We start from the raw sequence: 6,638 nt of genomic DNA, 5'->3' as shown, positions 1-6,638 counted from the left end.
GGGCATCGTTGAGCTCCCCCAGATACAGCACGTGGCGCTGCACTACCCGCCCGTCGGCCACGCGGCGGTTCTCCACCACGCTCCAGGAGCGATGCTCTTTGCCGTCTTTTTTGCGCGTCTTCGATCGCAGGAACATGCCGACAGTGTCAGCAAGAATGCCAACCCGTTCAACAGTTTAGGTCGGCACTACAGACACTTTTGCCAGGCTCAATCACGGACAATCAGCGACTTGCAGACATTTCGGCGTGGGAAACTGCCTCCAATTGGGCCGGGAGCGGCTCGAATCGCGGAAGTCGGGTTAGCGCAGATGGCATCGTTGGGCCGATCACCACCAAGGCGCTATTGGGCGCCGTGCATGGTACGGTGACGACCGGGAACGCGTTTTTTGGCTGATCGAAAGGTCTCAACCGCGGCATCGGTGCAGTGCCAGCCCATCTGGGAAAAGGTGCTAAGCGCAACTAACTGCACACAGTCACACAGTTAGGGGGCCATAGATATTCTTTATGGCTAGACCCCTGCGAATCGAATTTGCCGGCGCGCTGTTAAAGTCAGAAAAGGCTTGGAATCTGGAGTCACATTGAGCATCGCGGGCGACAAGCGAAAATGACTTGAAGGTAGATGCCACCAGTTCTCCGAATAGGTCCGTACAGATTCTTTTTCTACGCGGGTGATCGAGATGAACCACCGCACATTCATGTGGAAAGAGACGACGAGGTCTGTAAAATCTGGCTAGATCCGATAAGACTACAGAGAAGCGGAGGCTTCAACCGCGCAGAGAGCGGCCGCAATCATGATCTCGTACAAACGCATCAAGAAGACGTAGCCATTTTCACGAGTTGTCTCTAATCACGGCCGAGGTTAGCATCTGTTCTTTTCGTGCATCCGGTCGATGCTTGCCCTACGCATTGGCGTTCTGATTTTCCGGTCACGCATCACCCTCCGAGGACGAGAACCATGTTGCAGATAATAACGCGGGTAGCCGTGTATGCCCTCGCACTTAGCTTGGGCGCTAGTGGTTGCAGCGATTCCTCTGGCGACCACAATCTATCGTGTGATCTTGCACCGGCCAGCGAGGTCGACGCGACCCTCGGCTTGACCGGCCTGCTCGCGCCCGTTGCCGAGATCGAATTTCCTGGGACCGCCTACGCCGTCACGAGTTGCAGTTATGGCCTCGGCAACAACTCTCGCACGGTCATCATCAACTTCGACGCCGGGACCGATGCCGAAGGTTTTGCGGCCAGCAAACAGTCGTTCGTCCAGGCTGGCGTGCCCGTGACCGATGTCTCGGGCCTGGGAGAGGCGGCGTATTTCTGTGCCGCGGGTACCCAACAGATTGCCAGCAACACCCTCGTGGTGCTCAAAGGGAGCACCTCGGTGCTTATTACCTCCGGCGCCTCGCGCGCTCAGGAGGAAGCGCTGGCCAGACAGATCCTCGCCAAGCTCTAGTTCCAACGATCTAAATCCCGCGCGCGAGGCGTTTGACCCTGAGGGCGTCTCGGCCGGCGCGGCGCAAGGCGAGGATCGCCGGCGTTTGATTCGCCGCGTTCATCGACCGTTTCGATCCACCATCTGCCCGAGGAGTTGTCGCCATGCTTCGTACCATCCTGATCACGTTGAGCCTCTCCCTGTGCGCCGCTGGCGCCTGGTCAGACGCCACCCTTCCCACCAAGGATCTGGAGGGCACCCAGGACCACCCGCTGCTGAAGCGCTACGAGGGATCGTTCATCGTTGCCCATGACGGCAAAGCCTTCGACGAATTCGTTCTGCCAACAGGGCCGCTCCAGGAAGACGCGGACAAAGAACGGCGCGATCAGCATAACAACCATTGGTTTGCGCCGGAGCAGAGTCTGGCGTTGGAGGGGCGGACCACCCGCCTGGTCTATGTCGTCCCGGCGGGTCGCTCGCCCCTGGAGATCGTGCGCAATTACCAGGACGAGATCGAGGCGCTCGGGGGTCAGGTGCTGTTCGCCTGCAAGGGCGAGGCGTGCGGAGGAGACCCAGGCCGTTCGAGCAGCGGGGGTGGCGGCGAGATGAGCCTCGCGATGGTGTTGTACCCCGAGGAGCGGATCAACGCCCCCGCCTTTTCCAATGGCAACTGCGCGCTGACGGAGCGGATCAAGGACCAGCGCTACCTGGCGGCCGAACTGCCGGAGCAGCAGGCCCATGTCTCGGTGCTCGCCTACACCCTGAAAGCGGGACACTCGTGTCAGGCGCTCGACGGGCGCACGGTCGCCGTGGTGGATGTCGTGGAGGCCAAGGGACGCGAGCGGAAGATGGTCAAGGTCGACGCGGCCGCGATGGCGCGCGCCATCGCAACCACCGGGCGCATTGCCCTCTACGGCATCCTGTTCGACTTCGATCAGGCCACGGTGAAAGCAGAATCGGCACCGGCCCTGACGGAAATCGCCGCGCTGCTGACCGCCAACCCGGATCTCAAGCTGCTGGTGGTCGGGCATACGGACATGGCCGGCACCTTCGAGTACAACCGGACCCTCTCCCAGCGGCGCGCCGAAGCGGTGGTCGCGGCCCTGGTCCGCGACCATGACGTCGACAAAGCGCGGCTGTTGCCGGTGGGCGTGTCATTTGCGGCCCCGTTGGCGTCGAATCAGACGGAGGAGGGACGCGCGCAGAATCGGCGGGTGGAGTTAGTGCAGTATTGACGTCGCGGACTACATCAATCTTAATCCTGTCTCAACAGCGCCACCCGTAGTCCTCTCGCCAGGCTGACGACAGCCAGCACGGCCGCGCCGGAGATGGCGCCAATCAGGGCAGTGATTGAGATTGGGGCGATCGCGGCCAAGCCGCCGCCGGCTCCCGGAAAATTGGCCAGACCTTGGCTCAGATGGTGGATCCAGTCATGCAGGCCGGGGATTCCATGCACCAGGATTCCGCCGCCGACCAGAAACATCGCGATGGTGCCCGCGATGGAGAGTCCCTTCATGAGTAAAGGCGCCGCGCGCAGAATCCCGCGTCCGAAGGCGCGTTGCCACCGGCTGAAAAAACTTTCGCCGGTTCGGCGGCTCAGGGCGAGTCCGGCATCGTCCAGCTTGACGATCCCCCCGACCAGGCCATAGACGCCGACGGTCATCAGCAGGGCAATGCCGCTCAGAACCAGAATCTGGGTCAGGAGCGGAGCCGCCTCGACGGTCCCGAGCGTGATGACGATGATCTCGGCGGACAGGATGAAATCCGTTCTGACCGCGCCGGCGATCTTGTCTCGCTCCAGCGTCAGTAGATCCGTCTCGGGATCCGCGAGCGCGGCGGTCAGCGCGGCATGATGCGCATCGGTCTCGGCCCCGGCATGCAGAAATTTGTGCGCGACCTTTTCAACGCCTTCGTAACAGAGATAAAGCCCGCCGACCATCAATAACGGCAGGATCGCCCAGGGCGCGAACAGGCTGATCGCGAGCGCGGTCGGCACCAGAATGAGTTTGTTGATCAGCGAACCCTTGAACACGGACCAGACGACGGGCAGTTCCCGCTCGGCCCGGACCCCCTGAACCTGCTCGGCATTCAGCGCGAGGTCGTCGCCCAGGACGCTGGCGGTCTTTCTGGCCGCAACCTTGGTCAACAGAGACACGTCGTCCAGCACGGTCGCGATATCGTCAATCAATGCAAGCAGGCTGGTGGCCATGGTGTCCTTACTTCCTGTCTCTTGAACGAAGATGCGTATTTGACCTGCTGGATTCGCTTGTGTCGAGCCTGGAGAGCGTGGAAAATTCCCGGTTATTTTGTTGGATGATCCGAACGAGACCCGTCATGTCTGCTCCCCCACGTTTTCTCTACCCCTTGACCTTCCCCTTGCGGCTGATGCCGAGCGTCATGCACAGCCGGGTGCTCGCGACGCTGCTCAACCAGGTGATGAAGGACGCGCTGCTGGAAGGCGAACTGGATTTTCTGCAAGGGCGCCGGGTCGCGATCGAGATCGACGATATCGGGGTGCGTTATCTGTTGGGGCTCACCGATGGGCGCATCCGGGGATATGGCGACGAGGCCAAGGCCGATGCCAGCATCGCGGGCGGTCTGCGGGAGTTTCTGCTGCTTGCCGCGCGGCGCGAGGATGCGGATACACTGTTTTTTCAACGTCGGCTGAGGATGTCCGGCGACACTGAATTGGGTCTCTATCTGAAGAACTTTTTCGATGCCTTCGAGCCGCCAGCTCGCTGGGCGCCTTTGATGCGCGCACTGGATCGGATGGCGAGTATCCGCTTTCCCGGACGCTGACTTCGGATTGGCGCGGAGCGATCCGCGCCAATCCGAGGATTGACCGTGGGAAAAATCGCTTTGATGCGATCTCTCTCTAGCGAATGACCTCCGGCTCGTCCTTCAGCAGATAGGCTTCTTCCTCGGGAGTCAGATCCACTTCATCGAATCCGCTGATCATCGGCATGATGTGCTCGCGGAACGAATGACCGGTGGTCAGCATGTAGACGTGGATCAGCACGAATACCACCATCGTAAAGGCAGCCCCGGTATGGACCAGTGCTGCGCCTTCCAGCCACTCGGTCGCCTGGGGAGCATCCCGCCACAGAAAATAGAAGAGATAAGCCAACCCCGACACCCAGATCAGCGGGAACAGCACGATCTTGAGCATCAGATAGGTGAGTGCCTGCAAGGGGTTGTGCTTACGCCAGTAAGCCTTGCGGTAGGGATGGTGCTCGCCCTTGAAGATGCCGAGGATATAGTAACGAAGGACCTGCCACATCCCTTTGACGGTCGGGATGAAGTGACGCCAATTCCGGGTCGTGAAGAGCCAGAAGATACTGAAGGCCCACAGCAACAGCAGCGCGAAGGCGGCGAAAGTATGCACGGTGACCGCATGTTCGAAATTCAGCAGGTGATGGAAACCGTGCAGCCCGAATCCGGTGAACATCAGGGTCATGATCAACAGCATCTGCGACCAATGCCAGAAGCGCTCGAACAGACTGAAAATTTTAACGCGGCGAATGGCCATCAGTGTTTTGCCCCCTTGGGCGAGAAGAGACGGATCAGGGCATGACCCAAAATTGCAATCAAGGTTCCAGCAATCGCAATGATGCCGATCAGATCCAGCCATCGGTTGTGATCGCGGCCTGGCAGGTAGATGCCTTCCACTCCCTTGAGACGGCCCTGTTCGGCGTGGCACGACTCGCAGGCGAGCGCGTCTTCCTTCGGCGCGACCATGTGGGTGATGGGCCAGTAGGAGAGGGTTTCGACGAAGCCGAACTGGCCGGAGTAGGGCAGCCCGAATTCCTTCATTCCATGCTCGATGGCCTTGCCCATGTCGTAATTACCCCAGTAGGAGTCGTCATCCTCGCCCCACAGGTGGTTATAGACCAGGGTTCCGTTGCCGACATCGGCGGGCATCCAGGTACGCATGACCTTGAAGGGCCAGATGCGTGAGTCGCCATCCTCGCGCGAGCCGGTGAAGTCGTTGATCGCGACGGGTTGGTTCACATCGAACTTAGTGTCGATGGTGGTGTAACGCATCTGTCCGTCGAACCAGCGATAGAGCGGCACCAGGTTTTCGGCGTAGGTGAAGGACCCCTTGATGGACTTATAGGTGTAGCGGTGCGCGCCGTTTCCCTGGGTGTAGCCGCTCTCGTGATAGCCCGCGCCGTTGCGCGTTTTACCAGCGGTCCGCCAGTCCCAGTCGGTCATGGTGGCGACGCCGCCGCGGGCGAACTCGGGGATATGACAAGTCTGGCAGGCGACGCTCGATATATGGTCGTTACGTTTGAAGGCGGCAAGCGAATCGACCGGATGCGGGGCAAGACCGTGACAGGATTCGCAGGTGGCGACATCGCGGCGCTGGCCGGGTTTCCCGATTCCCTCATGATCCTTGGCGGCAATCTCATAACGGCTGCCGGCCCAGACATGCGACTTGGTGACGTGGCAGGCGGTGCAGGCGAAGTTGAGTCCGTCCACGCCCATGTGCACGTCGAGTTCCCGAGTGGGGCTCTTCAGGGCGGAAGAAAGGTCGCCATGCTTGACGTTGTCGCCACCACCACCATTGAAGTGACAGGCACCGCAGTTCGCGCGCTGCGGCAGGTCGACGCTTTGGGCCACCAGCGCCAGATCGATGGCCGGCTTACCCTCGAACATGACCGAACAGGCCGGACTGCCCGCGCTGTTCGGCGTCTTATAGTAGGTGCCGGTGGTGTCGTGACAGATCAGGCAGTCGATATTGGTCTCGTCGCTGAAGTCGAAGTTCTCGTCCTTCCAGCCATACCCGGCGTGACATTGGGCGCACATGCCTTCGTTGCCGCGGGCATTGGTGCAGAAGTTGTTCACCAGATGCTTCTTTCCGAGCAACTGACCGGTATCCGGGTTACGACGCTCCCAGGTCCAGTGGATATTCTTCATGAAGTGCTGCCCGGTCTCGGTATGGCAGCTCAGACAGGCCTTGGTGACTTCCGGACCCGAGGCGAATGGCTGTTTCAATGCCTCGAATTTGGTGTGATCGGCGGTTCCGCCGGTGAGCGGGCCGGAGATCTGCGGAGGAACTGGCGCGACCGTGGCGGGTGGCGTCGGCCAGTTGTCCGCCGTGGACTGGGTCGAGGTTAGCGCGAAAGATCCCAGCACCAGCGCCAGGAGAAATCCGATTGTGGGTCGCATAGGATGATGTGCTCCAATTCTGAAAGACCGGGCTGGGCGAT

The 6,638-nt window shown here is 60.5% G+C and carries 7 protein-coding genes; 4 read left to right on the top strand and 3 right to left on the bottom strand.

The features are described 5' to 3' along the window. The first annotated feature begins 618 nt into the window (after positions 1 to 618). The 3 genes from QZY07_RS15745 to QZY07_RS15735 all read left to right on the top strand — a co-directional run bounded on the left by QZY07_RS15745 (position 619) and on the right by QZY07_RS15735 (position 2,660). Positions 619 to 846, top strand: coding sequence for a DUF4160 domain-containing protein (locus tag QZY07_RS15745; protein WP_295404679.1), 228 nt, complete (start codon positions 619 to 621; stop codon positions 844 to 846). Between the two features lie 108 nt (positions 847 to 954). Then, positions 955 to 1,446, top strand: coding sequence for a hypothetical protein (locus QZY07_RS15740; RefSeq protein ID WP_295404676.1), 492 nt, complete (start codon positions 955 to 957; stop codon positions 1,444 to 1,446). 143 nt (positions 1,447 to 1,589) lie between these two features. Next, entirely contained in the window at positions 1,590 to 2,660 is a 1,071-nt protein-coding gene (locus QZY07_RS15735) for an OmpA family protein (RefSeq protein WP_295404673.1), read from the top strand. 20 nt (positions 2,661 to 2,680) lie between these two features. Here QZY07_RS15735 and QZY07_RS15730 read toward each other — a convergent pair whose 3' ends face one another. After that, on the bottom strand, positions 2,681 to 3,634 hold the full coding sequence (locus QZY07_RS15730) for a DUF808 domain-containing protein (protein ID WP_295404671.1): 954 nt from the start codon (positions 3,632 to 3,634) through the stop codon (positions 2,681 to 2,683). 125 nt (positions 3,635 to 3,759) lie between these two features. On the opposite strand from QZY07_RS15730, the gene QZY07_RS15725 reads away from it, so the two are divergent. Beyond that, positions 3,760 to 4,224, top strand: a complete 465-nt coding sequence (locus QZY07_RS15725) for an SCP2 sterol-binding domain-containing protein (protein ID WP_295404668.1) — start codon at positions 3,760 to 3,762, stop codon at positions 4,222 to 4,224. A 76-nt stretch (positions 4,225 to 4,300) separates the two neighbouring features. Here the strand turns inward: QZY07_RS15725 and QZY07_RS15720 are convergent, their stop codons facing one another. Together QZY07_RS15720 and QZY07_RS15715 are read right to left on the bottom strand one after the other, a co-directional pair. Further along, positions 4,301 to 4,954 (bottom strand): cytochrome b/b6 domain-containing protein, encoded by a 654-nt coding sequence (locus QZY07_RS15720; RefSeq protein ID WP_295404665.1) that lies wholly within the window; start codon positions 4,952 to 4,954, stop codon positions 4,301 to 4,303. Continuing rightward, on the bottom strand, positions 4,954 to 6,597 hold the full coding sequence (locus QZY07_RS15715; RefSeq protein WP_295404663.1) for a tetrathionate reductase family octaheme c-type cytochrome: 1,644 nt from the start codon (positions 6,595 to 6,597) through the stop codon (positions 4,954 to 4,956). The genes QZY07_RS15720 and QZY07_RS15715 overlap by 1 nt, the downstream gene beginning before the upstream one ends. Between the last annotated feature and the right edge of the window lie 41 nt (positions 6,598 to 6,638).

The sequence above is a fragment of the uncultured Thiocystis sp. genome (genome assembly GCF_903866365.1).
In the GTDB taxonomy this organism is placed as follows: domain Bacteria; phylum Pseudomonadota; class Gammaproteobacteria; order Chromatiales; family Chromatiaceae; genus Chromatium.
This window is presented reverse-complemented; position numbering and strand designations above follow the sequence as displayed.

What these genes read in the sequence shown, in the direction of transcription:
- QZY07_RS15740 (WP_295404676.1), top strand. Translation starts at nt 955, where the DNA reads ATGTTGCAGATAATAACGCGGGTAGCCGTGTATGCCCTCGCACTTAGC.
- QZY07_RS15745 (WP_295404679.1), top strand. Translation starts at nt 619, where the DNA reads ATGCCACCAGTTCTCCGAATAGGTCCGTACAGATTCTTTTTCTACGCG.
- QZY07_RS15730 (WP_295404671.1), bottom strand. Translation starts at nt 3,634, where the DNA reads ATGGCCACCAGCCTGCTTGCATTGATTGACGATATCGCGACCGTGCTG.
- QZY07_RS15720 (WP_295404665.1), bottom strand. Translation starts at nt 4,954, where the DNA reads ATGGCCATTCGCCGCGTTAAAATTTTCAGTCTGTTCGAGCGCTTCTGG.
- QZY07_RS15715 (WP_295404663.1), bottom strand. Translation starts at nt 6,597, where the DNA reads ATGCGACCCACAATCGGATTTCTCCTGGCGCTGGTGCTGGGATCTTTC.
- QZY07_RS15725 (WP_295404668.1), top strand. Translation starts at nt 3,760, where the DNA reads ATGTCTGCTCCCCCACGTTTTCTCTACCCCTTGACCTTCCCCTTGCGG.
- QZY07_RS15735 (WP_295404673.1), top strand. Translation starts at nt 1,590, where the DNA reads ATGCTTCGTACCATCCTGATCACGTTGAGCCTCTCCCTGTGCGCCGCT.